General features: G+C 62.4%; 27 protein-coding genes. 11 read left to right on the forward strand and 16 right to left on the reverse strand.

Annotated features, from left to right (window positions below):
• Positions 1 to 32: 32 nt before the first annotated feature.
• Entirely contained in the window at positions 33 to 1,076 is a 1,044-nt protein-coding gene (locus tag G9U53_RS29120) for a UDP-N-acetylmuramate dehydrogenase (RefSeq protein ID WP_051649640.1), read from the reverse strand.
• 74 nt (positions 1,077 to 1,150) lie between these two features.
• Between G9U53_RS29120 and G9U53_RS29125 the strand changes: the two genes are divergently transcribed.
• The 3 genes from G9U53_RS29125 to G9U53_RS29135 all read left to right on the forward strand — a co-directional run bounded on the left by G9U53_RS29125 (position 1,151) and on the right by G9U53_RS29135 (position 3,021).
• Entirely contained in the window at positions 1,151 to 1,648 is a 498-nt protein-coding gene (locus tag G9U53_RS29125) for a DUF2505 domain-containing protein (RefSeq protein WP_003942023.1), read from the forward strand.
• 76 nt (positions 1,649 to 1,724) lie between these two features.
• The gene (locus G9U53_RS29130; RefSeq protein WP_007735352.1) at positions 1,725 to 2,225 is read left to right on the forward strand and encodes a DUF2505 domain-containing protein; all 501 of its coding nucleotides are present in this window, start codon (positions 1,725 to 1,727) and stop codon (positions 2,223 to 2,225) included.
• A 7-nt stretch (positions 2,226 to 2,232) separates the two neighbouring features.
• The gene (locus G9U53_RS29135) at positions 2,233 to 3,021 is read left to right on the forward strand and encodes a hypothetical protein (protein WP_007735354.1); all 789 of its coding nucleotides are present in this window, start codon (positions 2,233 to 2,235) and stop codon (positions 3,019 to 3,021) included.
• 70 nt (positions 3,022 to 3,091) lie between these two features.
• Here the strand turns inward: G9U53_RS29135 and G9U53_RS29140 are convergent, their stop codons facing one another.
• From G9U53_RS29140 to G9U53_RS29150, 3 genes are all read right to left on the reverse strand, one after another.
• Complete coding sequence (locus tag G9U53_RS29140) at positions 3,092 to 5,125, reverse strand: Ig-like domain-containing protein (RefSeq protein WP_064074207.1); 2,034 nt, start codon at positions 5,123 to 5,125, stop codon at positions 3,092 to 3,094.
• An 81-nt stretch (positions 5,126 to 5,206) separates the two neighbouring features.
• A complete protein-coding gene (locus G9U53_RS29145; protein ID WP_064074208.1) occupies positions 5,207 to 6,637 on the reverse strand; it encodes an Ig-like domain-containing protein in 1,431 nt (476 codons plus the stop codon).
• Between the two features lie 310 nt (positions 6,638 to 6,947).
• Complete coding sequence (locus G9U53_RS29150) at positions 6,948 to 7,526, reverse strand: hypothetical protein (RefSeq protein ID WP_003941523.1); 579 nt, start codon at positions 7,524 to 7,526, stop codon at positions 6,948 to 6,950.
• Between the two features lie 127 nt (positions 7,527 to 7,653).
• Between G9U53_RS29150 and G9U53_RS29155 the strand changes: the two genes are divergently transcribed.
• A complete protein-coding gene (locus G9U53_RS29155) occupies positions 7,654 to 8,424 on the forward strand; it encodes a DUF2993 domain-containing protein (protein WP_058227464.1) in 771 nt (256 codons plus the stop codon).
• On the opposite strand, the gene deoC is transcribed toward G9U53_RS29155, so the two are convergent.
• Entirely contained in the window at positions 8,421 to 9,086 is a 666-nt protein-coding gene (deoC, locus tag G9U53_RS29160) for a deoxyribose-phosphate aldolase (RefSeq protein WP_047268935.1), read from the reverse strand. The genes G9U53_RS29155 and deoC overlap by 4 nt on opposite strands.
• A 64-nt stretch (positions 9,087 to 9,150) precedes the next feature.
• Here deoC and purU point away from each other — a divergent pair, with 64 nt between their 5' ends.
• A complete protein-coding gene (gene purU / locus G9U53_RS29165; RefSeq protein ID WP_003941509.1) occupies positions 9,151 to 10,038 on the forward strand; it encodes a formyltetrahydrofolate deformylase in 888 nt (295 codons plus the stop codon).
• A 12-nt stretch (positions 10,039 to 10,050) separates the two neighbouring features.
• Here purU and G9U53_RS29170 read toward each other — a convergent pair whose 3' ends face one another.
• From G9U53_RS29170 to G9U53_RS29190, 5 genes are all read right to left on the reverse strand, one after another.
• Positions 10,051 to 11,082, reverse strand: coding sequence for an alpha/beta hydrolase (locus G9U53_RS29170; protein ID WP_021333908.1), 1,032 nt, complete (start codon positions 11,080 to 11,082; stop codon positions 10,051 to 10,053).
• Positions 11,083 to 11,250: 168 nt separating this feature from the next.
• Complete coding sequence (locus tag G9U53_RS29175) at positions 11,251 to 11,547, reverse strand: DUF2516 family protein (RefSeq protein ID WP_003941505.1); 297 nt, start codon at positions 11,545 to 11,547, stop codon at positions 11,251 to 11,253.
• Between the two features lie 95 nt (positions 11,548 to 11,642).
• Complete coding sequence (locus tag G9U53_RS29180) at positions 11,643 to 12,470, reverse strand: heparin-binding hemagglutinin (protein ID WP_003941552.1); 828 nt, start codon at positions 12,468 to 12,470, stop codon at positions 11,643 to 11,645.
• Complete coding sequence (locus tag G9U53_RS29185) at positions 12,463 to 12,969, reverse strand: helix-turn-helix transcriptional regulator (protein ID WP_003941483.1); 507 nt, start codon at positions 12,967 to 12,969, stop codon at positions 12,463 to 12,465. The genes G9U53_RS29180 and G9U53_RS29185 overlap by 8 nt, the downstream gene beginning before the upstream one ends.
• Before the next feature lie 103 nt (positions 12,970 to 13,072).
• Positions 13,073 to 14,353 (reverse strand): DUF445 domain-containing protein, encoded by a 1,281-nt coding sequence (locus G9U53_RS29190; protein ID WP_020968906.1) that lies wholly within the window; start codon positions 14,351 to 14,353, stop codon positions 13,073 to 13,075.
• A 185-nt stretch (positions 14,354 to 14,538) separates the two neighbouring features.
• On the opposite strand from G9U53_RS29190, the gene G9U53_RS29195 reads away from it, so the two are divergent.
• Entirely contained in the window at positions 14,539 to 15,258 is a 720-nt protein-coding gene (locus G9U53_RS29195) for a TetR/AcrR family transcriptional regulator (RefSeq protein ID WP_020906745.1), read from the forward strand.
• A gap of 57 nt (positions 15,259 to 15,315) precedes the next feature.
• A complete protein-coding gene (locus tag G9U53_RS29200; protein WP_054827968.1) occupies positions 15,316 to 16,170 on the forward strand; it encodes a polyphosphate kinase 2 family protein in 855 nt (284 codons plus the stop codon).
• 16 nt (positions 16,171 to 16,186) lie between these two features.
• Here the strand turns inward: G9U53_RS29200 and G9U53_RS29205 are convergent, their stop codons facing one another.
• Positions 16,187 to 16,408 carry a hypothetical protein gene (locus tag G9U53_RS29205; RefSeq protein ID WP_039973486.1) on the reverse strand — a complete coding sequence of 74 codons (222 nt, stop codon included), beginning with the start codon at positions 16,406 to 16,408 and terminating at the stop codon, positions 16,187 to 16,189.
• A 114-nt stretch (positions 16,409 to 16,522) separates the two neighbouring features.
• On the opposite strand from G9U53_RS29205, the gene G9U53_RS29210 reads away from it, so the two are divergent.
• Positions 16,523 to 17,092 carry a DUF2231 domain-containing protein gene (locus G9U53_RS29210; RefSeq protein ID WP_007735369.1) on the forward strand — a complete coding sequence of 190 codons (570 nt, stop codon included), beginning with the start codon at positions 16,523 to 16,525 and terminating at the stop codon, positions 17,090 to 17,092.
• A gap of 22 nt (positions 17,093 to 17,114) precedes the next feature.
• Here G9U53_RS29210 and G9U53_RS29215 read toward each other — a convergent pair whose 3' ends face one another.
• Positions 17,115 to 17,528 carry a DUF6292 family protein gene (locus tag G9U53_RS29215; protein ID WP_003941464.1) on the reverse strand — a complete coding sequence of 138 codons (414 nt, stop codon included), beginning with the start codon at positions 17,526 to 17,528 and terminating at the stop codon, positions 17,115 to 17,117.
• Positions 17,529 to 17,648: 120 nt separating this feature from the next.
• On the opposite strand from G9U53_RS29215, the gene G9U53_RS29220 reads away from it, so the two are divergent.
• The gene (locus G9U53_RS29220; protein ID WP_003941555.1) at positions 17,649 to 18,917 is read left to right on the forward strand and encodes a glycosyltransferase; all 1,269 of its coding nucleotides are present in this window, start codon (positions 17,649 to 17,651) and stop codon (positions 18,915 to 18,917) included.
• A gap of 68 nt (positions 18,918 to 18,985) precedes the next feature.
• Here G9U53_RS29220 and G9U53_RS34100 read toward each other — a convergent pair whose 3' ends face one another.
• On the reverse strand, positions 18,986 to 19,573 hold the full coding sequence (locus G9U53_RS34100; protein WP_308216553.1) for an STAS domain-containing protein: 588 nt from the start codon (positions 19,571 to 19,573) through the stop codon (positions 18,986 to 18,988).
• Between the two features lie 247 nt (positions 19,574 to 19,820).
• On the opposite strand from G9U53_RS34100, the gene G9U53_RS29235 reads away from it, so the two are divergent.
• Together G9U53_RS29235 and G9U53_RS29240 are read left to right on the forward strand one after the other, a co-directional pair.
• Positions 19,821 to 20,252, forward strand: a complete 432-nt coding sequence (locus G9U53_RS29235) for an ATP-binding protein (RefSeq protein ID WP_003941553.1) — start codon at positions 19,821 to 19,823, stop codon at positions 20,250 to 20,252.
• The gene (locus G9U53_RS29240) at positions 20,249 to 21,043 is read left to right on the forward strand and encodes an RNA polymerase sigma factor SigF (protein ID WP_003941515.1); all 795 of its coding nucleotides are present in this window, start codon (positions 20,249 to 20,251) and stop codon (positions 21,041 to 21,043) included. The genes G9U53_RS29235 and G9U53_RS29240 overlap by 4 nt, the downstream gene beginning before the upstream one ends.
• Positions 21,044 to 21,080: 37 nt before the next feature.
• Here G9U53_RS29240 and G9U53_RS29245 read toward each other — a convergent pair whose 3' ends face one another.
• The 3 genes from G9U53_RS29245 to G9U53_RS29255 all read right to left on the reverse strand — a co-directional run bounded on the left by G9U53_RS29245 (position 21,081) and on the right by G9U53_RS29255 (position 25,488).
• Positions 21,081 to 22,121, reverse strand: coding sequence for an NAD(P)-dependent alcohol dehydrogenase (locus G9U53_RS29245; protein ID WP_165639695.1), 1,041 nt, complete (start codon positions 22,119 to 22,121; stop codon positions 21,081 to 21,083).
• Positions 22,122 to 22,193: 72 nt separating this feature from the next.
• Positions 22,194 to 24,500, reverse strand: coding sequence for a 5-methyltetrahydropteroyltriglutamate--homocysteine S-methyltransferase (gene metE, locus G9U53_RS29250; RefSeq protein ID WP_058038167.1), 2,307 nt, complete (start codon positions 24,498 to 24,500; stop codon positions 22,194 to 22,196).
• A gap of 91 nt (positions 24,501 to 24,591) precedes the next feature.
• The gene (locus G9U53_RS29255; RefSeq protein WP_003941541.1) at positions 24,592 to 25,488 is read right to left on the reverse strand and encodes a 3-hydroxybutyryl-CoA dehydrogenase; all 897 of its coding nucleotides are present in this window, start codon (positions 25,486 to 25,488) and stop codon (positions 24,592 to 24,594) included.
• Between the last annotated feature and the right edge of the window lie 43 nt (positions 25,489 to 25,531).

Below are 25,531 nucleotides of genomic sequence, written 5' to 3' on the forward strand. Positions count from 1 at the left end.
TTCAACAGGCTACCTGCGGGCTCTGTCAGGAATCAGACGGTGCAGCCCACAGTTACCGGTTCCGGTTCCAGGTGCACACCGAACGCGGCTTCGACGCCGTCGCGCACTGTCCGCGCGAGCGAGACCACATCCGCGCTCGTTGCCGACCCTCTGTTGGTCAACGCCAAGGTGTGTTTCGTCGACAGCCTGGCCGGTGCATCTTCACCGGGATAACCCTTCGAGAATCCGGCCCGTTCGATCAACCATCCGGCCGAGAGCTTGGTTCCACCACTGCCCGGGAACTGCGGCACGGTGACGTCTCCGAGCTGTTCGGTTATTGCTCCGAGCACAGCGGGCAGCTTGTCGTCCGGCACCACGGGGTTGGTGAAGAAGGAACCCGCGCTCCAAGTGTCGTGGTCGTACGGATCGAGGACCATCGCCTTACCCGTCCGAAGACCCAGAACTGCCTCGCGGACCTGCGACGCAGGTAACCGCTCGCCTTCTTCGGCCCCGAGTGCGGTGAACAGTTCGCGGTACGCGAGCGGGGCACTCAGTCCGTCGGTCGACGCATCGAATTCGACGGCGAGAACCACTGCTGCATCGGAATGCTTGAGGACGCTCGACCGGTAACCCAATTCGAGTTTCGACGGTTCGACCCACGACACTTCGCCACTGCGTCGGTCGAGCAATTGAACCCGCCGGAGCCGCGAGCCCACCTCGACGCCGTACGCGCCGACGTTCTGCACCGGCGTCGCACCGGTCGAGCCCGGAATCCCGGACAGGCACTCGAGGCCACCCAGTTCCGCGGCGACCGATTGACCGACTACTTCGTCCCACACCGCGCCCGCTTCGGCGACGACGCGGTCCGTGTCGAGGCTCACGGTGGTGTTGGCCACACGAACGACAACTCCGTCGAATCCCGAGTCGGAGATCACGAGATTGGATCCGCCGGCGAGAATCAGCGTCGGGATCTGCTCGCGATCGAGCAGCGTCACGACGTCGATCAACGACTGCGTCGTCGGACATTCGGCGAGCAGCCGCGCCGGTCCCCCGATTCGGAGCGTCGTCAATCCCGACAAGTCAACGTTCTCGGACACGAAAGCGCCTGATTCCACGACGCGTCTGCCAATGGTTACGTCCCACACATCGATAAACGGTAGCCTCCACAATCGTGAGCCGTCGCATCGAGCATTCGTCGAAGTACACAGTCCCCGCCGAGAAGGTCCATGAGGCGGTGACCTCCGAGCAGTACTGGCGCGACCGAATCGTCGCTGTCGGTGGTCCCGGCGCAACGATCGAAGAGCTGACCGTTCGCGACGAAACCGTCGCGGTCACGATGTCGCAGATCATTGCCGCAGAGCATCTCCCCAGCATGGTGTCGAAAGTCGTCAACGGCGACATCGTCATCAAGCGCAGTGAAACGATGGCGCCTTTCAAGGACGGCAAGGCCACCGGCACCTTCTCCGCCCACGTCGACGGCGTTCCCGCCCGTGTCGAGGGCACGCAGGTGCTGACAGGTGACGAGAACTCCGCCACTCTCGAGATCGACGGTGAGGTCGAGGTCAAGATCCCGTTCCTCGGCGGAAAGATCGAAAGTGCGATTGTCGACGAGGTTGTCCGGCTCATCCAGGCCGAACAGGACTTCACCCGGGAGTGGATCGCGAAGTAAAACCCTGCGGGCGGCGGCAGTTGTGGATACAGCCGATTTGGCTTGTCACAGCGTGTAACCGGTATTCTTTTCGATCATGGCTCGCCGCATCGACTACTCCGCCCGCTATCAGCACTCCCCCGAGCAGGTCTATGCGGCGCTGGCGGACCGCTCGTACTGGGAGGCCCGTGTCGAGGAGATGCGCAAGCATTCCGAGAACCATGTGGAACATTTCGAGGTCACCGATTCCGGAATCGATCTCGTGCTCCACCACATTCTTCCGCGCACGGATTTGCCTGACATCGCTCAGACAGTGATGAAGAAGGATCTTGTCATCACTCGTAAGGAGTCGTACGGCGCCTTCGGTGACACCGTGACCGGAACGTACGAAGCGTCCATCCCGGCCGGGCCGGGGAGTTTGTCCGGCACCATGGAGTTGTTCGCGACCGATACCGGGTCCACGCTGCGAACCACGTCCGAGGCCAAGGTCTTCATACCGTTCATCGGCGCGAAGTTGGAGCAACTGATGCTCATCAACCTCGTAGATCTGTTCCGCACCGAAGCCCAGGTCACCGCGACCTGGCTCGCCGCACGCTGAACCCGGCGTGAAGAAAGCTCCACCCCCGAAGATCGAGGGGGTCATCACCCGTGGCACGACGGGAATCAACAGACTGCGACGTAGTGACCGGTGGATCGTGCACAACCGCACTATCGCGCACGCCCTGAACAACGCGACCGATCCGTTGATCGTCGACCTCGGGTACGGGGCGAGGCCGGACACCACCTTCGAGATGGCAAGCCGCCTCACCGCTGTCCGGCGGGATCGACGCGTCATCGGGCTCGAGATCGACCCCGCCCGCGTGGTCGAGAGTCGTGACGGTGTCAGCTTCGCCCGTGGTGGATTCGAACTTGCCGGTCTCACACCCGTCTTCGTACGCGCCTTCAACGTGCTCCGGCAGTATCCGGAGGAGGCTGTGGACTCTGCGTGGGCACACATTCAGTCCGGTCTCGCGCCGGGCGGGCTGCTACTCGACGGAACCTGCGACGAACTCGGGAGACGTTGCGCCTGGGTGCTTCTCGACGCTGATCGTCCATTGACCCTGACACTGGCCTGGGATCCCTTCGACATCGAGCGCCCTTCCGACATCGCGGAACGTCTCCCGAAGGCTCTCATCCACCGCAACGTTCCCGGTGAGCCGATCCACGCGTTGCTCAGCGCGGCCGATCGAGCCTGGGCCACCGCCGCGCCGCACGCCTCGTTCGGACCTCGCCATCGTTGGGCTGCCGCATTGGAAATACTTCGGGCGCAAGGAATTCCCGTGCAACCCGCGCGGCGACGTCTTCGTGACTGCATCCTGACCGTGCCCTGGCACGTCGTAGCGCCGAATCCCTGAACTCACAGACGGGAAACGCCCCGCCGCGGAGGTGTTCTCCGCAGCGAGGCGTCCGTGTGCAGGCGTCGGGCTAGGACCCGAAGATGTTTTCCAGGCTTCCCAGTGAACCGGTCGAACTGCCGCCGTTGCCCGGATCGCCGCCGTCGGACGCTGCCGTCACCTTGACGGTGACTGCGGCCTGGGTCTCGGAACCGAGATAGCCGTCAGTTCCACTGAACACCGCGGTGATTCGGCGATCTCCGAGTTCAGTGAAGGTGTGCGAGAGCGTGGCCTTACCGTTCACCACCGCAACTGGTCCACCGATCGGGGTGGTTCCGTCCATGAACTGAACCGTTCCTGCGCTGAGCGTAGGTACCACTGCCGCAACAAGATCGACCTTCGCGCCCTTGACCGCTGACGCCGGAGCGCTCACGGTGATGGACGTTTCCTGATCCTCCGCGGCCGGAGCCGTGACCGAAACCGACTGAGCAGCCGAGGTAGAGGTGAGGAATCCCGCGGCACCCGAGTACACGGCCGTGATGTCATGCGTGCCGACGCTCGCGAACTCGTGCATGATCGACGCCTTGCCCTCGACGACCGGCACCGGCGAGCCGAGATTGCCCGAGCCGTCCTTGAACTGCACTGTGCCGCCCACCGGCGTCGGCGTGACGGTTACCGACAGACCAACTGCCGTACCGGTTTTTGCATCCGCCGGAACGGTCAAGACCGTCTGGGTCTGCTGGTCGGTGGGAGCCGGCGCCTTGACGTTCACGGTCTGGGCGTTCGATGTCGAACCCAAGTAGTTACCCGAACCCGAGAACACTGCGGTGATGCTGTACTCACCCGCCACGTTGAAGGTCGGCGTGGTTGTTGCCTTACCTGAGGCATCCACGGGAACCGGGGATCCCAGATCCCTGCCACCTTCCTTGAACTGCACGGTTCCGCCTGCAGCACCGGTCGAGACGGAGGCAGTGAACGACAAGGCCTCCCCTGTCGAACCTGTCGACGGGCCGACGAGGGTAGTCGTTGTGTTCTCCTCGACCACCACCGGAGCGACTGTCAGCGCATGTGGCGCCGATGTCGAAGTCTGGTAGACACCGGAACCGGAGTACACCGCCACGATCGAATGCGCTCCGACTGCATAGGAATTCGTCAGCGAAGCCTTGCCGTTGGCATCGACGGGAACGGCGCCGCCGAGGTCGGTTGCACCGTCCTTGAACTGCACCGTGCCACCCGCCGGAGTGGGCGACACCGTAGCCTCGACGGTCACGGAATCACCTGCAACTGCACTTGCGGGACCGGTGATCGCGGTTGCAGTGCTCTTGTCCGCTTCGGACACTACGACGTCGACAGCTGACGACGTGGAAGACGCCACCTTTGCATTACCGAGATACTTGGCCGTCACGCTGTGGGTTCGGACGTCAGCCGGTGTCCAGGCAAGCGTTGCAACACCATTGGCGAGCGCGCCCGCACCGATCTTGGTGGCACCGTCGAAGAACTCCACCGAATCACCGTCGGCACCACCGGTCACCGTCGCGCTCAACGTCACCGGCTGTCCCAACTTCACGCCACTGGTCGGTGACAGCGTCGTCGTCGAGATGTTCTTCTGAACGTTGATCGACGGACCACGACCATTCGTCGTGTCGTCAACGAACACCGTCCCGTCGAAATGCACCGTCGTCGACAAATCAGTACCACGAGCACAATCCGCACCGACGCGATACTGGAATTCGAACGTCTTGACGTCACCACCCCACATCGGCCATTCCGTAGCACCCGCACTCAAACGAACAGAATCAGTAGCCACCTCGTTGACACGGAACGCACTACCGTTCACCGTCGCCGAACCATCGACATACGTCATACACGCCGGATGAAAATCGCGCACCGCATACAGATTGTGAACCGCGGCAGTTCGCTTGAACACCGTCTTCGACGTGATCACATCACCCTCGGACGGCGTCCCGTTACTGATCGTCCGAGTCACCTTGTACCCGTCGGAATTGAACTCCGCCGTCACCGGAGCCGCACCAGCAACCCCGACACCCGCAACCACCGCGAAACCCGCAGCAACAGCAAACACACTCAAACCTGCAACTGCACGGCGTGCAGAACCTACAGACATAGCTTTTCCTTCTCGAGAAGTGAGCGAAATGGGTGATGCCCCACCGCCGAACGCGGGCGGGGCATCACCAGGTGTCGGCGGCTAGGAGCCGAAGATGTTGCCGAGGCTGCCGAGCGAACCGGTGCCGTTGCCTGGTTCTTCACCGTCGACGGGTGCGGCGATCTGGACGGAGACCTGATCGGACGATGCCGTCACCGTGCCGGCGCCCGAGTACTCCGCCGCGACAACTCGCTGCCCTTGAGTTGCGGGCTTCCACGAAAGGCTGGCCTTTCCGGATGAATCGACCGTGGCCGTGCCGATGACGGTCTCGCCGTCCTTGAAGGTGACTGTGCCACCCGCATTGGCGGGGCTGATTTGAGCGGAGATCGTCTGGGCAACGCCGACCTGGCCCGCCACTACGCTGAGATCTGTTGTGGAGCTTGTTGTTCCGGCGGGCTGTTCGGCGACTGTCACATTCGCGGTGGTACTCGACCCAGTGACGCCGGATCTGCCGGAGAACACAGCCTCGACGGTCTGCGCACCGGCAACCGTCGGAACCCAGGCGTAGGTCGCTTCACCGTTGCCTGCCACCGGCACCGAAGCGAGCACCGTTCCGCCGACCTTGAACGTGACCGTTCCACCGGTGCCCGACGCGGACACAGTCGCTTTGAGATTGGTCGACTTGCCGACCTGCGCGCCCGAGATCGGCGCCAGCGTCGTACTGGACTGAGCATCGGCCTGCGAAACGTTCACGATCAGCGCTGCCGAAGCGGAACCGACGGCACGCGCCGTGTCGGCGAACTTCGCTGTGATCGAGTGGTCTCCACGGGTGGTCGGTGTCCAGGCAAGTGTTGCAACACCATTGGCGAGCGCGCCCGCACCGATCTTGGAACCGGCGTCGAAGAACTCCACCGAATCACCGTCGGCACCACCGGTCACCGTCGCGCTCAGCGTCACCGGCTGCCCCACCTGAGCGCCACTGACCGGTGACACGGCGGTCGTCGACACGTTCTTCTGAACGTTGATCGACGGACCACGACCATTTGTCGTGTCGTCAACGAACACCGTCCCGTCGAAATGCACCGTCGTCGACAAATCAGTACCACGAGCACAATCCGCACCGACGCGATACTGGAATTCGAACGTCTTGACGTCACCACCCCACATCGGCCACTCCGTAACACCCGCACTCAAACGAACAGAATCAGTAGCCACCTCGTTGACACGGAACGCACTACCGTTCACCGTCGCCGAACCATCGACATACGTCATACACGCCGGATGAAAATCGCGCACCGCATACAGATTGTGAACCCCAGCAGTTCGCTTGAACACCGTCTTCGACGTGATCACATCACCCTCGGACGGCGTCCCGTTACTGATCGTCCGAGTCACCTTGTACCCGTCGGAATTGAACTCCGCCGTCACCGGAGCCGCACCAGCAACCCCGACACCCGCAACCACCGCGAAACCCGCAGCAACAGCAAAAACACTCAACCCACCGACAACACGACGAACACCACTCACGGACATCCAGATCCCTCTCGACAACGGGGCAGACAGGCGTCCAGGACAAGCGTCCGTCTGCTTTCGATGCCGTGACGTTATCCCATTGACTGTAAAGTAACTACGCTTTTCGCAGATTTAGTTCATCGGCGACATCGCCGAACTGCAGTAACAGTGGGCTGAACGTCCCGAACCGCACATCTGGATGCGTTCTTACCTGCGCTAAAGACAAAACAGTCGCCCGAAAATAGCGATTTACAAATCTCTGATATCGGCGTCATATTCGATTTCGGGCGTGATGCCAGAAGGTCGCAGGAGCCTCGAAGATCTCTCTCGGCTACAGGCTTGCGGCCAGAGCCAACTCGACCCGAACAGCAACGTCGACGCTCGCGTTCTCACACGAGAGATACAACTCGTGCGCGTCCAGTCGGCCTATCGCGACCGCATCGGCGACTACTTCGTTGAGCAGAACTTGAGAGATTCCACCGGAAGCGAGGTCGTGCACGGTGCGCAAAGGCGTGGTGATGCGGATGGGCCCGATCTGTTCACACTCGTCGTCCGCGAGCGGCAGTCGGTGCAGTGCTACCTGGCGGGTCGGCGCCGCGAGAGGGTGCGCAACGGAGAGGTGGATGAAGCGAGGTTGCAGGTGCCCGAGGCCATGCAGATCTGCGGCACTGTAGTGCGAGACGGTGGCGCTACCGGCGAACCACGTGCACCACTTCGCGAACTCGTCCAAGGCGGTATGTCTGACGCGTTCGAGGCGAAAAAGCCCGCGGCACTCACATGTCCATGTTCCGGATTCCGTCATTTCTTCCATCAACGCCAGACCGAAACCCAGTTCGGATGCCTGGAGAGCCGTGACAAATCCGCACTGTCGCAGCGCCAGCAGCTCGAGTGATTCGTAGTCCGAAGCCATGACCACCTCCGGTGACCGTCGAAAACGCCGTTTCGAACAGACTACGGGCGAGTGTGTCGCGCATCACAGGAATGAGGAAGTGCGTATTCACAGAGTTCGTTCAGACTCGTCGGGAAGAATCTGGCGAATGACTGTCGCAGCGAACAATCCTCGTCCGCGCAACCGAGTGCTCATCATCCTTCTCGTGGTGATCGCCGTACTCGTCGCGGCGCTCGTCGGTGGAGAACTGTACGTACGCAACCAGGTGAAGACCTGCATGGCCGATCAGTTCCAGAGCGAACTGGGATCCCAGGTCGACGTCGGGTTGAGCTGGAAGCCCGTACTCCTGCAGGCAGTCGACAAGAAGGTGCCGTACATCAGCATCGACAGTGACGACTCTTCGTTCGGCCCCGCAACGGGAATGCAGGTTCACGCGAAGGTGAACGACATCAACTTGCAGCCCTCGGCGGGCAACAGCGGCACCGTCGGCAGCTCCAGCGCCGACGTCACCTGGTCTACCGCAGGCATTCTCGCCACCTTGCAGGAACAGACCTTCGGCGGGCTCGTCTCCGGCGTCACCGCCGACTCGAGCGCCGGAACACTCGCGTTCGACGTCGGTCCGGTCGGGCTCGCGAAGCTCACGGTCAAGCCCACCGTCACCAACGGTGTGGTCGACGTCCAGACCGTCGGCGCCGAGATTCTCGGATTGGGTCTGCCGACCGATCTGGTCGACGGCATCGTCCAGACACTCACCGACAGCCTGCAGACCTACCCGCTGGACATGAAGCCCACGAAGCTGACCGTCACCGACGACGCTATCCAGATCTCGTTGGAGGGCGGCGCTTACGCCATGCCCGTCGCCGACGCGAACAACCAGAACACCTCGGCGGTTCCGGACAGCTGCGGCCTGCTGACCTAGTCGGCCAGACCGTCCAATACTGCTCGACTTCCGGATAGTCCGAGGCGGGTGGCGCCGGCCGCGATCATGTCGAGCGCTGCCTGCGTCGTACGTATTCCGCCACTGGCCTTGACTCCCACGCCCGGGCCAACCGTCTGCGCCATCAGTGCGACGGCCTCGACCGTCGCTCCACCCGCGGGGTGGAAGCCGGTGGAGGTCTTGACGAAGTTCGCCCCGGCACGCACAGCTGCGCGGCAACATTCGACGATGGCCTCGTCGGACAGCGCTGCGGTTTCGAGGATCACTTTGAGGATCGCACTCTCCCCCATCGCCTCGCGGACGGTGAGGATATCGGCCAACACCGCGCTGTAGTCGCCGGCGACCGCCGCTCCTACGTCGATGACCATGTCGATCTCGGCTGCGCCTTGATCGACGGCCAGTCGCGCTTCAGCACCCTTGACCAGCGAATGATGCTTCCCCGACGGGAATCCGACGACGGCCGCCGTCACAAGTCCCTCGGCGCGAATCGGCAACATCGACGGCGAGACACAGACAGCCAGCACACCGAGGCTGCGTGCTTCGTCGATCAGGGCGGTCACATCGGCCGCGGTGGCTTCGGGTTTGAGGAGAGTGTGGTCCACCATCGCGGCAACCTGGGAACGAGTGAGTGCAGCTTCAGACATGTTGGAAAGCTTGGCACACCACCACGCGACCGTCGCTGCAGCCGCACCTGAGAGACTAGGCCGCATGACCGCTGCACCATCGATCGATGATCGTCGCTATGTTCTGTCCCTCGGCTGCCCCGACACCACGGGCATCGTCGCACGCATCTCGACCTTTCTCACCGACGTCGGTGGATGGATCGTGGAGGCCGCATACCACGCCGATGCCGACACCGGATGGTTCTTCACGCGTCAGGCGGTCCGTGCATCGTCGGTGAGCATGAGCATCGACGAGCTTCGTGAACGGTTCAAAGCTGTTGCGGCCGAGATCGGTCCGGAAACCGAGTGGACTCTTCACGACTCCGGCGCACCCAAGAAGATCGTGTTGCTCGTGAGCAAGGAAGGTCACTGCTTGCATGACCTCCTTGGCCGCGCCGCGGGCGGGGAACTCCCCGCAGAAATCAGCGCCGTCATCGGAAACCACGAAGATCTGCGCAGTGTCACCGAGCGCCACGGGATCGACTTCCACCATGTTCCGTTCGCCAAGGACCCGGCAGAACGGGGACCGTCCTTCGAGAAGGTCCGCGCCCTGGTCGACGCTCACAATCCCGACGCCGTGGTGCTTGCCCGATTCATGCAGGTGCTGCCCGAATCACTGTGCGAGCACTGGGCCGGGCGCGCGATCAACATCCACCACAGCTTCTTGCCGTCGTTCATCGGTGCCCGCCCCTATCACCAGGCGTTCGCCCGCGGCGTGAAGTTGATCGGCGCCACCTGCCACTACGTGACCGCCGAACTCGATGCCGGTCCGATCATCGAGCAGGACGTGATCCGTGTGGACCACGCCGACGATGTCGCCGACATGGTCCGTCAGGGTCGAGACATCGAAAAGCTCGTACTCTCCCGCGGACTGCGCTGGCACCTCGAGGATCGTGTGCTGGTCCACGGGCGCAAGACGGTCGTCTTCAGCTAGAGCTGCGTTGCGCTAGAGATTGCGCAGTCGCACGATTTCCTTGTCGAACTCGTCGATGTTCTCGATCGACGACATGTGACCGACGCCCGGCAACACGATCAACCGTTCGAGGTTGCCGGCGTCGTCGAGGACCTGCGCAAGCTTGCGCGCATGGACCGGCGGAGTGAGCCGATCGAGCGAACCGACGAGCACGGTGGTCGGCACTTCGAGATTGTCGAGTCCCTCGTGAATGTCGAGGGTGCTCAGCGCTGCTCCCCAACCTCCACGGATGCGGGGCTTGCACTCACGAACGATGTTCTCGCAGAACTGAATCTCGGCCTTGGTCGCGTTCGGTGACATCGAGACGTACTGGATCGCCTTCGTCATGGCGCCCGAGGAGACGAACGGAACGGGCGAACTGAGGATGGCGCGGCCCACGGGGACCGGCACGCGAGGGAAACGATTAGGCAGTGGGATGACCGTGGTCTCGGCGATCAACCTTTCGCTCGCGGTGCTCGCGAGCATGACCGCCGACGCGTACTTCTTGACCTCGTCGGGGTGACGACCCGCCCAGGCGATGATACTCATCCCGCCCATGCTGTGACCGACGATGACGGCCTTCTTGTCCTCGCGAACCGTGGCCGCCAGCACTGCAGAGAGATCGTCGGCAAGGACGTCCGGGCCGAGCGGAAGATTGCCGACGGTGCTGCGGCCGTGACCGCGCTGATCGTAGGTGATGACGCGATATTCGCCGGCAAGCGCATTGACCTGCGGGTACCAGAATTCGGTGGAGCACGTCCAGCCGTGACTGAGAACGATCGGATCGCCGTCGACGGGACCGTAAGCCCGGACATTGATGATCGCACCGTCGTCGGTGGTCAGTTCGCTGATGTCAGCTTTGAGCGTCGGAGTCTTCAGGAGTGCATTGGGCTCGACGTCGCTCGACAGAGTCAACCCTCGCGTGGATCGCCGATGACGGATCCCAGCGACGGCCGCGACGAGTGCTCCCACTCCGACGGCGCCTGCCAGTACTCGAAGCTCTGTGGTGCGCGAACGACTGGACATGCATTTACCCCTGACTGCTGCTGACGACAGACGGATGCAATCTATGTGTGACTGCCGTTAACCGACACTATCACTCGAACAACGCCCGTTGTCAGCGTTGGCGAGAAGAGTGGGGCAGCACACCATGAGCCGGGAACCACGGCTCGGAATGAGCGGGAGTGCGGCAAACTACCAGCGAGAACCGCCGTGCTGAATGTCGTCCACCCGCGGGCGAACGTCGACGAGATACACGCACACTGCAACGACCGCGATGATGCCCAGGAGCCCGACAGGGGACGTCGCCAAGAGGATCAACGCCGCGACGATCAGAATTCCCAGCCAGATCGGCTTGGTCAATTTGTTGACCGCGGTGAAAGCGTCAGGACGCTGCCTGACGGCATGAACGATCGCGTAGACAGCACCCACCAACGCGAGCACTTTGAGTGCGAGAAAGATCAGACCGACTAGCCCATCGACTTGAGTCACAACTACATCCTAAGTTCTCATCCGGTTCCCGACGAACACGAAGGCTCCCACACTCGGCTGAGTGAGGGAGCCTTCGTCAGGCGGAGCTGGGCAAATCAGGCCTTCTTGGCCGGAGCAGCCTTCTTGGCCGGAGCCGGTGCGGTGGCCTTGGCCGGAGCAGCCTTGGCGGGTGCAGCCTTGGCCGGAGCGGCCTTCTTCGCGGCGGTGGTCGCGCGCTCCTGGACGTCGGAAGCAGCAGCGGTCACGCGAGCGGCAGCTTCCTTGGAAGCCTCGTCAGCCTGGTCACCGAGGTCGAGGACCTTCAGTGCAGCCTCGTCGCCTGCGTCGGCGATCTTCTCACCGGCGTCAGAGATCTTCTCGCCGACCTCTTCTGCGGTGTCGGAGATGCGTCCGGCAGCGCGGCCGGCCAGCTTGGCAGCCTGCTCGCCCACGGCGCGCGTCTGACGAGCAACGGTTCCGAGTGCGTCTTCGGTCAGCTCGACGGCGTCGCCGAGTGCCGACTCTGCAGCAGCGATGCCTTCTTCGACTGCGGGCTGCTTGCGGATGCGCTCGACTGCGTCTTCGCCACGTTCTGCGAGGGAGTTGTACAGATCTCCGGCAACCTTGAGGTATGCCTCGGCGACCTTGCGGAGTTCCTCGGGTGAGAACTTCTCGCGCAGCTCGGCAAGCTCTTCGGGCAGCTCGGACGGCAGGCCGGCGAGACGCTCGCGCAGCGCATCGACGCTCTCGGCAACGTCACCCTGGACGGAAGCGAGCTTCTCGCGAGCACCGTCGACACGGCCGTTGACATCGCCCTGGGTGTTCTCGGCGCGCTCACGAACCTGAGCAACTACATCGGCCACGGCCTGGACAACCAGGTCGCCTGCGCCGACGGCGGCGTAGAGCGAGGTCTTGACGCTGTCGATGGCGTTCTTGTCAGTCATCTTGTTCTCCTAGTGAAGTCTCGGTGTCTGGAATTGCGGCCGATTCAGCGAAATCGGGCGCTGCGGCTGGTCTTGACGACTCGTTCTCGCGACAGAACGAGTCGTAGATTTCGAGCAGTACTTGCTTCTGCCGTTCGTTGATGGCCGTCTCGGCCAACACCGCGTCCCTGATGGGACTGTGCGGGCGTTGCTCGAGATATCCCGCTTGGACGTACAGCACTTCTGATGAGACTCGAAGGCCCTTGGCGATTTGCGCCAGTACGTCCGCCGACGGTTTGCGCAATCCGCGTTCGATCTGACTCAGATACGGATTGCTGACGCCGGCGAGTTGAGCGAGTTGGCGCATCGAAACTTGGGCGGCTTCCCGCTGTGCACGAATGAACCCCCCGATGTCGTGTGCCGCAGAGCTGACGACGCGAGCTGCCAAGTCGCTTGCTCCGGCTGCGGCACCGGATGATTCACGATCTCCGTCATCGGAGTTCGTCGACTTCGCTGGCATTGCGTCCTCCCTTTCCAGTGGACATTTCCCAGGATAGGAGAGGGTGCTAACTATTGCAAGCACTACTGCTAGCACTCGTGGTGGACGTCACATACCGGACAGCTCAGCCGAAGATGAGCGTCGAAATCGTGTAGATCAGCAGTCCGGCGATCGAGCCCACAACGGTGCCGTTGATACGGATGAACTGAAGATCTCGACCGACCTGCAACTCGATCTTCTGGCTCGCTTCGTCGGCGTCCCACCGCTCGACGGTGTCACTGATGACTCCAGTGATCTCGTCGGTGTAGTTCTCCGCGATGTACTTGGTGCCCTGCACCAGCCAGCCGTCGACCTTCTCACGCATGGACTCGTCGTCACGCAGCCTGACTCCGAAGCCGGCGACGTTCTCGGCGACCTTGGTCCGCAGGGTGCTGTTCGGATCGTCGACGGACTCCATGATGAGCCGCTTGGCAACCTGCCATGTCGACGACGCCAGACCCGTCACTTCCTCGCGACCCATGATCTCGGCCTTGATCCCCTCGGCCTTCTTGATGGTCTCCGGGTCGTTCTGCAGATCATCGGCGAAGTCGATCAGGAAGCGGTTGGCGGCGAGGCGTACCTCGTGTTCGGGGTTGGAACGGACCTTCCAGGTGAACTCGACGAGTTCCTTGTATATCTTCTCCCCCAGCATGGCGTCGACGAACTTCGGCGACCACGCGGGCGAATCGCGAACGATCACACGATCGATCGTCTCCTGGCTGCCGAGAGCCCACTGATGTGCCCGCTCGGCAAGCAATTCGATGATCGGCAGTTGCTTGTTGTCCTTGAGAAGTTCACCGAGCACTCGGCCGATCGGCGGTCCCCACATGGGCTCGGCCAGACGCTTCACGATCGTGTTGTCGATGATCTGGGCGATGTCCTCGTCGCGAAGAACCTCGACCATGCCGCGCAAGACCGTCGACGTCTCGGCGGCGACGCGAGCGGCGTTGGCAGGTTCGGCCATCCACGTGCCGAGGCGGAGCGGAATCTGCGCCTGCTGCACCTTGGCCGACACAACTTCGGGAGCCAGGAAGTTTTGACCGACGAATGAGCTCAGGCTGGCTCCGAGCTGGTCTTTCTTACGCTTGATGATGGCAGTGTGCGGGATGGGAAGGCCCATCGGATGACGGAAGAGCGCGGTGACGGCAAACCAGTCGGCAAGCGCGCCGACCATGCCTGCCTCGGACGCGGCCCGGACGTACCCGACCCACTCTCCGGCGCCGCGGGATTCCTGCCACCGGCAGAAGATGTAGACCACCGTCGCGAAGCCCAGAAGGCCAGTAGCGAAGACCTTCATCTTGCGAAGGTCCCGACGCTTGGCGGCGTCGTCGAAGGCGGAGAGGCTCAGTTGCTGCACCCTCGCCATTGTGCCGAAAGGTGTGACGCGGCGTAGCGCGAGCGACACGAAGTCCGATTCTGCAGGACCTAATCCCCCGAACTGCGGATGTGAGTGCCCGAGATAAAGGCGCGGACATTAAGCTGGACCGGAAAGTAGACCGATCGGACGTGGCTCGCACCACAGATATGAGATGACTCGTGGCCAAGAATGCCGTGCAGGACAACGAGCAGGTAGACGGCCCAGTCGTTGCTGATGCGAAGCCCGAGAAATCCGACGGTCGGAAGCGTCGTTGGCGTGAGCACAAGATCGCTCGCCGCGAGGAACTCGTCGACGGCACCATCGCCGCCATCCGCGCGCGCGGCCGTGAGATCGGCATGGACGAGATCGCGTCCGAGATCGGTGTCTCCAAGACCGTGCTCTACCGATACTTCGCCGACAAGAGCGACCTCACGACCGCCACGATGATGCGGTACGTCGAGACCATCCTGTCGCCGCGTATCTACGAAGCGATCAGTGGCGATCTCGACGATTTCGAACTCACCCAGGCGAGCATCACCGCATACGTCGAGACGGTGGCATCCGACCCCGACATCTACCTCTACGTCATGGCCAACGGCGCCGGCGCCAACCGCGACGTCGTTGCCGATTCCGAGCGCATGATCGCCGAATTGCTCTCCACGGTGTTGGGCAATCGTCTTCGCGAGATGGAGATGGATTCCGGCGGTTCGCTGCCGTGGGCGTTCGGGATCGTGGGCGGAATTCAGCTCGCGACGCACTGGTGGATCTCCAACAAGTCGATGTCCGCGGAATCGCTGATCGACTACCTCACGATGATGACGTGGGGCGGCATCACCGGCATAGCGGCGGTCAACGGATCACCGGCCAAGTTCAAGTCGGTTCCGCATCCCCTCGTCAAGCCTGCCGAGGACTGACTCGCCCGAGACCGAACTTTCGAGCCGCCGGGCGCGATCCTGTGGCACTCTTTCGGCATGGCACAAGACTCGCTGTGGGAAACACCGGCCGCCAAGACCCTGCGGGCGGAGCCCGGGTTCGAACTCGATCAACTCGATCGCAACAGCACTCCGGGATTCACCGGAAACAAAGCTGACGGCGAACGTCTGCTCGAGGAGCGCGGCGCGGTTCTGTCCGACCTGCAGGAGTTGCTGTACGCCAACGGCCGGTCAGGGGACAGTCGTTCAGTCCTGCTGGTTCTGCAAGGAATGGACACCGCAGGCAAGGGCGGCATGGTCCGACACGTGATCGGTCACGTGGATCCTTCGGGAGTTCAGCACGCGGCCTTCGGCGTCCCGACCGAAGAGGAAAAGCAACATCACTACCTTTGGCGGATCAAGAAGGAACTCCCCCGCGGCGGCTATCTCGGTGTGTTCGATCGCTCCCACTACGAGGACGTCCTGGTAGTGCGCGTCCACGATCTTGTCCCGGAGGATGTCTGGAGCAAGCGCTACGACGAGATCAACCAGTTCGAAAAGGAACTCGTCGACGCCGGAACCACTATCGTGAAAGTCGCGATGTTCGTCTCGCTCGACGAGCAGAAGAAGCGACTCGAAGAACGTCTCGACCGCCCGGACAAGTATTGGAAGTACAACCCCGGCGACGTGACCGAACGCGGTTTGTGGCCTGCATATCAACAGGCGTATCAGGCAATGCTCGACAAGACGTCGACCGAGCACGCGCCGTGGTACGTCGTGCCGTGTGATCGGAAGTGGTACAGCCGCATTGCGGTCACGGAGCTACTGATCGACGCTCTGGAAAAGCTCGATCTCGACTGGCCCCCTGCCGACTTCGACATCGAGGCGGAGAAGGCACGACTCGCACAGTCTTGATCAGAAGCAGGCCTGATCAGAACAGGTGTGGGGATTCGCGGTGCACTTTGTGGTCGTGACGCACAGTACTGGCGTACAGGGCTACCGCGAGGCCGATGCACGCGACGCCGGCGAGGCCGGCGATCAATGCCCAACCACCCTGGCCTGAACCTGCCGCCACCAGAAAACTGCCGAGGCAGACCACTGTGGCCAGCACCAGGAAATACGACGCCCACGCTGCAAAGAGATTGAGCTTCATCGTTCGCTCCTCCGGTCGGATCTCTTTCGTTTCGACCGTACGCCGGAGCATGACGGTCGACAAGACACTGCCGCCTCGAGGTTTCCCGACGTCTACGCCGGGTAGCCGAATTACATGGACATCGGAACTCTTTATCGCGGAATCGAATCCGCTCGCGGACTGGACGGTCCGTCCACTGGCCTCAGGCGCAGAATCCTCGAGATCACGGAGCGATCCGACCGATCGCGCACTGTCGCGGCACTTCTGCGCGGCGCCGCCGTCGGGCATCCCATCCATCCTGCCCTCGTGACCATTCCCGCGGGCGCGTGGACGGCTTCGTTGATCTTCGATGTTCTAGGCGATCCGCAGACTGCACGACGGCTGATCGGGCTCGGATTGGTTTCGACTCCGCCGGCTTTGCTGACGGGATGGCTGGACTGGTCCGAACGTGGCGACGTCGCACGCCGAGTGGGGCTGGTGCACGCGGCGTCGAATGCAGTGGGGATCTGGTCTTTTGCGGCGTCGTACAGGCTACGCGGAAAGGACTCACTCGCGCTGGCGCGAGTGCTGTCGGTGCTGGGGCTCACCGCGGTCGGTGTCGGTGGCGCGCTCGGTGGTCACATCGTTTTCAAGCTCATGGACGATCCGGCCGTCGAGGCTGCAGCGACTCCGGTTCTCGATCCCATCCTGGATGTAGTCAACTGAGCCGATCGGACCTCGATACTGTTCAGGCGTAAGCACTTCCGGAGTAGCTCCGCAGTTCTCGCGCGGTCTCGTCCGAATCCGCCAATGGTCTGTTCATGACCCAGTGTGGGCTGCGCGTGCCCAGTGTCGCGGCAAAATCGGCGACGGCGTCCGGGGTCGGCACTGCGTGTTCGCCCAGATATCCGAGAACGATGAGGTCCTCCCCTGATCTGGTCTCCACGGCCAGGGCCCAACCGCACGTCTCCTCCCACAGCAAAGCCACCTCGCGCCCGGGGAAACGCGGCACAGTTCGGTCCAATGCGATGTAAGCCTCCAGAGGGTGCTCGCGCCTGCAACACCACTGCTCGATGCCGGCCCCCACACCGACCGCCACCCGTTGTACGTACCGCTCGAACCCGAGTCCGACGGTTGCGTCGACCAGCATTTGTTCTGTCATCGAACCTCACTCCTCGCCATCGTGTTTGGAATGTGCCCAGCGCTGACCGCGTCGAAACCCGGTTCAGATCACGGACTCCGGGTATCCCCAGACGAACCGATCAAGTGGAGAGGGGACCCGATGAAGTACTCGCCCGCTATGGCTCCCGGACGAATGCTGAAGATCTCCATGGTGTCGGTGAACGCCGATCCACTCGCACCGGTGGGCTGCTCGGCAGCCGGTGCACAGAACCTGCACGTCGACGAACTGTCTGCCGCCTTGGTTCGTGCCGGACACGACGTCACCGTCTTCACCAGGCGTGCCCACGTCGGTGGGCCGGACCGCGTTCGCGCCCGCGCCGGGTACTCCGTCGACTATCTCGAGGCCGGCCCGACGCAGGCTCTCCCGGATGCCGATATCCTCCCTCACCTGGGAACCTTTGCCAGCATTCTGCGCGCTCAGTGGAGTACCGACCGACCCGATGTGGTGCACTCGCACTTCTGGATGTCCGGTGTGGCAACGGAACTCGCGACCCGATCGCTCGGCATCCCCGTACTTCAGACATTCCATTCCCTGGGATCTGCGGCGCACCGCCACCTCGGAGCAGCCGACGACAGCCCCTCGGAGCGGACTCACCTGGAACCGTTGATCGCCAGGGGCGCAACCCATGTCATCGCGACCAGTTCGGACGAAATCTTCGATCTGGTCCGGCAGGGATCACCACGATCACGGACCACGATGGTGCCCTCGGGCGTGGACACCGAAGCATTCACCCCGGAGGGACCCGCCGCGAAGAAAACCGCACCGCATCGATTGATCTGCGTCGGAAGACTGGTGGAGCAGAAGGGCTTCGATGTTGCCGTCGCCGCGCTGGCTTCGCTGCCGGATACGGAGTTGGTGGTGATCGGCGGGCCACCCGTCGCGCAACTGAGCACCGACGAAGTGGCGATCCGCTTGGTCAAGCTCGCCGAGCGCCTCGGCGTCGCAGATCGAGTCCAATTGTTGGGACGGGTTCCGCACCGCCAACTACCGAAACTGATGCGATCGGCCGACGCCCTCGTGTGCACCCCTCGATACGAACCGTTCGGAATCGCGGCACTGGAAGCAATGGCGTGCGGAGTTCCCGTAGTCGCGACTCCTGTTGGCGGACTGCGGGATACGGTGATCGACGGACTCACCGGGCGTCGGGTCCCGGTCAACAACCCGGTGGAAACCGCGCGCGCAGTCCGCCATCTTCTCGACGACGAGGACGAAGGCGCGGCGTTTGCACGGCAGAGCCGGGCCCGAGCGTGCGAATCGTATTCGTGGGATCACGTCGCCACCGAAGTGGTCCGCACCTACGGCCGCTGCGTCACAGCACCGCCGAGAGCCCGCCAACACAAGGGCACTCACCGAAGTGAAGTGCACTGACGCTGACGGGCTCTACGAAACTGAATTCACGAAGGTGATTTCACGAAGCTTGGACTGAAACTGCGTGATCAAGCGGGGAAACGTCGGGTCTCTTCGAGTCCGATTGCATGATCGAGCGACTCGTAGCAGGCAAACATCGACTCCTGACCAGCTGCTTTGAGCAACCTTTGCACCGGGCGGGCGCAGACGAGCGCGAGTGTGCCGCCCACGTCGCGTGATCGCGTCGACAGGACCGACAGCACGGACAAGCCGCACGTCCCCATGAATTCGAGTTCGGATAGATCGACGACCAGCGTCCGGTCCGCGGCCACGTGGTACGTCAAGAAGTCACGAAAAGCATTGGCGCTCATCAGATCGATCTCACCACGAACTTTGATCACAGCGGTGTGTGCACTGATGCGGTGCGCGTGAAACGATGCGGTCGCTGTCCCGGTCGCGGGAGGTCCGTAGTCTACCGATCCCTTCGCCGCGTTCGTAAAGCCTGAAATAGATGATCCTGGAACAACAGTCATGGTTCTCCCATCCCGCAACGGTTTACACTCTGCAAAAGAGAAGGGACCTCCGAAGGAGACGCACGATGAACGGGTCTCCAGAAATACGGATAAATCCCTCATCGGCTGTGTGCTCAACCTCGGTTTGAAACAGTACGCCAGCATGACGGACGTCACAAGTGCGTTGCGACCATTCGTTTCGGTGTTCCGAACAAAAATGTGGTTTGGTCTGCGGTTCCGCGAGGTAATCCGATGTTGCGATCGCCAACGGTCGTGAGCAGAATCGTGTCGTTTACCCCGGCACCACCATCGACCAAATTTCGTGTTCGGGGGTCACTGTGAAGGTCGGGATGGGTATCGTTCTCGGCACCAGACTTCACCGCGACCCCTGGTACGACGATCCGGAGAACTTATGGCACACCTCAGCGCACTCGAGCCCGATCAGGATCAGACTCAGCCAGTTGTGGAGTTGAGGATTCAAGCGACTCTCGATCAGCTGTCGATTTTGCGTGCACTGGCCGCCACCGTTGCCATTCAGGAAAACTTCGACCTCGACGCCATCGCCGACATCAAACTGGCCATGGACGAAATCTGTACGCATCTGATCGTTCGCGCTGCGCCTGATTCGGTTCTGGTGTGTCGGTTCGTCTTCACGCCGCCGCAATTGCACGTGTCCGTGTCCACGACGACCACGGAGTACGAGGACAGCAGTCAGCGTTCGTTCGGGTGGCACATCCTCACCGAACTCACCGATTCGATTTCGCTCGACCAGGAAGAGAACCTCGGCGGCGTCGGCTACATCACCACCATGAAGTTCACCAAGGCCCTCAGCGGGCGCCTGTGACCGCTTCCGCAGACGGCCCGTCACGCCCGCGTCGGCGGTCCACCGACGAATATCGGGACGTAATACCAGTTTTCGAGGAACTGCGGACCCTCGAGCCCCACAGCCCGGAGTACGAACGAGTGCGCACTGCACTCATCACCAGATGCCTACCGTTGGCCGAGCACATCGCCAGACGATTCGACGGTCGTGGCGAGGCACACGACGATCTGGTTCAGGTGGCGCGTCTCGGTCTGGTCAACGCCGTCGACCGTTTCGATTCCACGCGCGGATCCGATTTCGTCTCCTTCGCAGTTCCCACCGTGATGGGCGAGGTTCGACGACACTTCCGCGACACCGGTTGGGCATTGCGGGTTCCCCGCCGGATGAAGGAGTTGCACTTCCAACTCGGGCAGGCCATCAGCGAGCTGTCACAACAGCTCGGGCACGCGCCGACCGTCGACGAGTTGGCCGAGACGTTGGGGATCGAACGCGAAGAAGTTGCCCAGGCCTTGATCGCCGGCAACGCGTATCAGACGGTCTCGGTCGACGGTGCCGCGTCCAATCACACCGACGATCTCCCGCTCGTGGAAACACTCGGTGACTACGACGCAGCACTCGAGAACGTCGAGAATCACGAGGCGTTGCGTCCGCTTCTCGACAAGCTTCCCGAGCGAGAGCGGACGGTGTTGATGCTCAGATTCTTCGGAAACCTGACGCAGACACAGATCGCCGAGAAAGTCGGTGTGTCCCAGATGCACGTGTCGAGGTTGCTCGCGAAGACATTGAGTAATCTTCGCGAGCAACTCGACTGAGCTCCGCGAACAATTCGACTGAGCAGGACCGGGCGGGTCAGATCGTTGCGGTGTCGATCACGAATCGGTATCGGACGTCGCTCTTGATCACGCGCTCGTAAGCGTCGTTGATGTCGCTCGCCGGAATCAGTTCGATTTCTGCGCCGATGCCGTGCTCGGCGCAGAAGTCGAGCATCTCCTGTGTCTGCGGGATACCTCCGACCATGGAACCGGCGAGGCTACGACGGTTTGCGGCGAGCGAGAATGCTCGAACTTCGATCGGCTTCTCGGGCAGGCCGAGTTCGACGAGAGTGCCGTTGATGGCAAGCAAGGACATGTAGGCGTCGATGTCGAGGTTGACCGAGACCGTGTTGAGGATCAGGTCGAACTCGCCGCGAAGAGCCTTGAACGTCTCACGGTCGTTGGTCGCGTAGTAGTGATCGGCGCCGAGGCGAAGCCCGTCGTCTTTCTTGCCGAGCGTCTGGCTCAGGACGGTGACTTCCGCTCCGAGCGCCTTGGCGATCTTCACGCCGACGTGCCCGAGGCCGCCGAAACCGATGATGGCGACCTTCTTGCCGGGGCCGGCGTTCCAGTGCCGCAGCGGTGAGTACAAGGTGATGCCCGCGCACAGGAGCGGCGCTGCAACGTCGAGTTCGATGCCCTCCGGGATCGAGAGCACGAAGTGCTCGGTGACGACGATGTGCGTCGAGTAGCCACCCTGAGTGCGCTCGCCGTCGCGGCCGGTGGCGTTGTACGTACCCGTCACACCCTTGCGGCAGTACTGCTCTTCACCGGCGGTGCAGGCGTCGCACTCCCCGCACGAGTCGACGAAGCAGCCGACGCCCACTCGGTCGCCGACCTTGTGCCTGGTGACATCGGACCCCACGGCGGCGACGACGCCGGCGATTTCGTGTCCGGGGACGATCGGGTACTTCGCTCCGCCCCACTCGTTGCGAGCGGTGTGGATGTCGGAATGGCAGATGCCGGCAAATTTGATGTCGATGAGAATGTCCAGTGGACCGAGCTCGCGGCGTTCGACAGTGGTCTTCTCGAGGGGACCGTCAGCGGACGTCGCGGCATAAGCAGCAGCAGTAACCATGCACACATGCCTACCCGTGCATGGAGGGACCTGCAACTCGCAGGCCCCTCCATGACTTGTTCTTTACGTGACTTACCCGGCGTCGCGCTCGGCTTGCTCGGCCCGACGACGCAGGCGCCTCGCGGCCGCAACCATATTGCGCAGCGAAGGCTCGAGTTGCCACGGATGGCGGGTCTTGAGGCCGCCGTCCGGATTTGCCCACAAGCGATCGAGAGAGATCGATTCGCTTGCCTCGGTGAGCAATTCGTCGAGTTCGTCGATGTCGGGAATCCGAGCTGAGCGAGATTCGTAGACACCGGGGCCGACGCCGTGCGTGAGCGCGCCTTCCTTGAGTGCTTCGAGAACCCACGTGATGGAGCGGGTCGCGACGATAGCCGTCACATCGGCGTCCAACCGTTCGATGGCGTCGACCACCGACGACCGAGCGGAGTACGTCAGATGTGTGTGGATCTGTGTTTCCGGCTTCGCTCCACCTGTTGCCAGACGGAACGCGTCGACGGCCCACTCCAGGTAGGCCTCCCGGCCGTCCTCACGCAGTGGCAGCAGTTCACGAATTGCCGGTTCGTCCACCTGGATGATGGCGATTCCGGCAGCTTCGAGATCCGCGATTTCGTCTCGAATGACAAGTGCCAGTTGCTCTGCCGTTTCGTAGAGCGGCTGATCCTGGCGAACGAACGAACGGGCGATCATGGTGACCGGACCCGTCAGCATGCCCTTGACCGGCTTGTCGGTCAGCGACTGCGCGTACGCAATCCACTCGACCGTCATCGGCTTCGGACGTGCGATGTCGCCGTAGAGAATCGGCGGACGCGTGCACCGAGATCCGTAGGCCTGAACCCAACCGTTGTGCGTGAAGGCATAGCCCTCGAGCAGTTCGGCGAAGTACTGGACCATGTCGTTGCGCTCGTGCTCGCCGTGCACGAAAACATCGAGACCGATGTCCTCTTGCAGACGGATTGTGCGCTCGATCTCTTCCTGGATGCGCTTGTAGTAGTCGTCCCACTCCAAACGCCCCTGGCCGAGTTCGTAACGAGCCTGGCGAATCGCGTCGGTCTGCGGGAACGAACCCAGTGTCTGGGCCGGCACCAACGGCAGATTCAACCGTTCCTGCTGAGCTTTACGACGCTCCTCGTACGGTGCACGCACACGATCTTCGGGCTTGATCGCGTTCACCCGAGCACGGACAGCGTGCTTGAGCTTGAAGTGCACCTTCGTCGGACGCTTACGCCACTTGTCCGAAGGACCTTCGGTGAGCGCCTTCGCCAGTGAGACGACTTCGCCGACCTTCTGCTTCGCAAAAGCCAGACGGTCTGCGACGTCTCCCGGAATGTCGTACTCGGAGAGCACGTCGTACGGCACGTGCAGCAGCGACGACGACGTGGAGACGACGAGGTCAGGCACAACATCTTTGAGTTCGTTCAGGTACGTCAAGGTGTTGAACCGGTCGACGCGCCAGACGTTGCGACCGTCGACGACGCCCGCGTAGATGCGCTTGCGCTTGATGTTCGGCACCGCGGCCAGTTCCTCGGCCGTGATCTTGCCGTGCACCAGGTCCAGACCGAAGGCTTCGATCTTGGTGGGCGCCAAGATGTTGAGGGCTTCGCCGAACTTGCCGTACGGACCCGTCACCAACAGGCGCGGGCGCAGCGGGGCCGTCGAAAGCTTCTCGTACGCACGTCCCAGAGCGGCTAGCTCCTCGGGGGTGCGGTCCTCGGTGACCGAAGGCTCGTCCAACTGAACACAGGTCGCACCGGCCTTGGCGAGCTGCTCGAAGAGCTTCTCGTACTCGGGCAGGAGCGCGTCCAACAGGTCGAGCGGGGTGAAGTTCGGATCGGACTTCTCGGTGGCAGGTCCGACCTTCGAAAGCAGAAGCAGCGAGACGGGCCCCATGATGACGGGGCGCAATTCGATGCCGCGCGCCTTCGCACGTTCGAATTCGTCGAGAAGTGCATCCGAGTTGAGCGCGAACACAGTGTTCGCGTCGATCTCGGGCTGACGGTAGTAGTAGTTCGTACCGAAGAAGCGCACCAGCTCGAGAGGCGGGAAGTCCGGGCGGCCGCGGGCCATCGTGAAGTAGAAATCGAGCGGCTCGAGGGCGCCCTCGAGCGGCTTGAACCGCTCCGGCACTGCGCCGAAGAGCAGCGCATTGTCGAGCACGTGATCGTAGAAGGAGAAGGTGTTGCCGGGAACCTGGCTCAATCCCGTCGCAGCCAATTCGCTCCAGGTCGATTCCTGGAGTTCCTTGGCGACCGCGAGAAGTGCGTCCTTGTCCGAAGTGCCGTGCCAGTAGGACTCGAGGGCGCGCTTGAGCTCACGGCGCGGCCCGATGCGCGGATACCCCAGGACGCTGGAGCCGAATGCTGCAGTGCTGCTGGACATGCGGTCGACCTTTCTAACCGAGGGGCGCGAGCGCCCTGTGCGCCTTTGTGGTAGCCGGAACTACCAGAAAGGCGCACAGGGGCTTTGGGCCTTAGCTTGCCTGCTTGGTGGAGCGACCGTTGTCGGCGTATTCGTAGAAGCCCGCGCCGGACTTCTTGCCGGTCAATCCGGCTTCGACCATACGCAGGAGCAGCGGCGGAGCGGAGTACAGCGGCTCCTTGAACTCTTCGTACATGGAGTCGGCGATGGACTTGACGGTGTCGAGTCCGACCAGGTCCGTCAGAGCCAGCGGACCCATGGGGTGCGCGAGGCCGAGAACCGTTGCCTTGTCGATGTCTTCCTTGGTCGCGAAGCCCGACTCGACCATGCGGATCGCCGAGAGCAGGTACGGCACCAGGAGTGCGTTGACGACGAAGCCGGAGCGGTCGGCACTGCGGACGACCTGCTTGCCGAGGATGTCGCTGGCAAAAGCCTCGGCGCGCTGCGAGACGGAGGCACTGGTCTTGAGCGTCGTCACCAATTCGACGAGCGGCAGAACCGGAACCGGGTTGAAGAAGTGCATGCCGATGACTCGCTCGGGACGCTTGGTCGAGATGCCGAGCTTCATGATCGGGATCGACGACGTGTTGGACGCGAGAACCGCATCCGGGTCCGTCACGACCGCGTCGAGCTCGGCGAAGATTTCGCTCTTGATCTTCTCGTCTTCGACGACGGCCTCCACGACGAGCTGGCGGTCCGCGAAATCTCCCAGATCGGAGGTGAAACGCAGACGCCATGCGGCCTGCTCACGCTCACGTTCTGTGATCTTTCCGCTGCTCACGCCGCGGTCGAGCGAACGCAGGATGCGTGAACGCCCGGCTGCTGCAAGCTCGCGAGTCTGCTCGAAGACCAGAACATCGACATGTGCGCGGGCGCACACCTCGGCGATTCCGGCACCCATGATTCCGGCGCCGATAACGCCGACGCGCTGAATTTTTTCGCTGGTCACGTCAGCTCCTTGTTTGTCTCGTGGAGTTTGTCTGGTGAAGGTG

The organism is Rhodococcus sp. D-46, from assembly GCF_011290655.1.
Taxonomy (GTDB): domain Bacteria; phylum Actinomycetota; class Actinomycetes; order Mycobacteriales; family Mycobacteriaceae; genus Rhodococcus_F; species Rhodococcus_F qingshengii.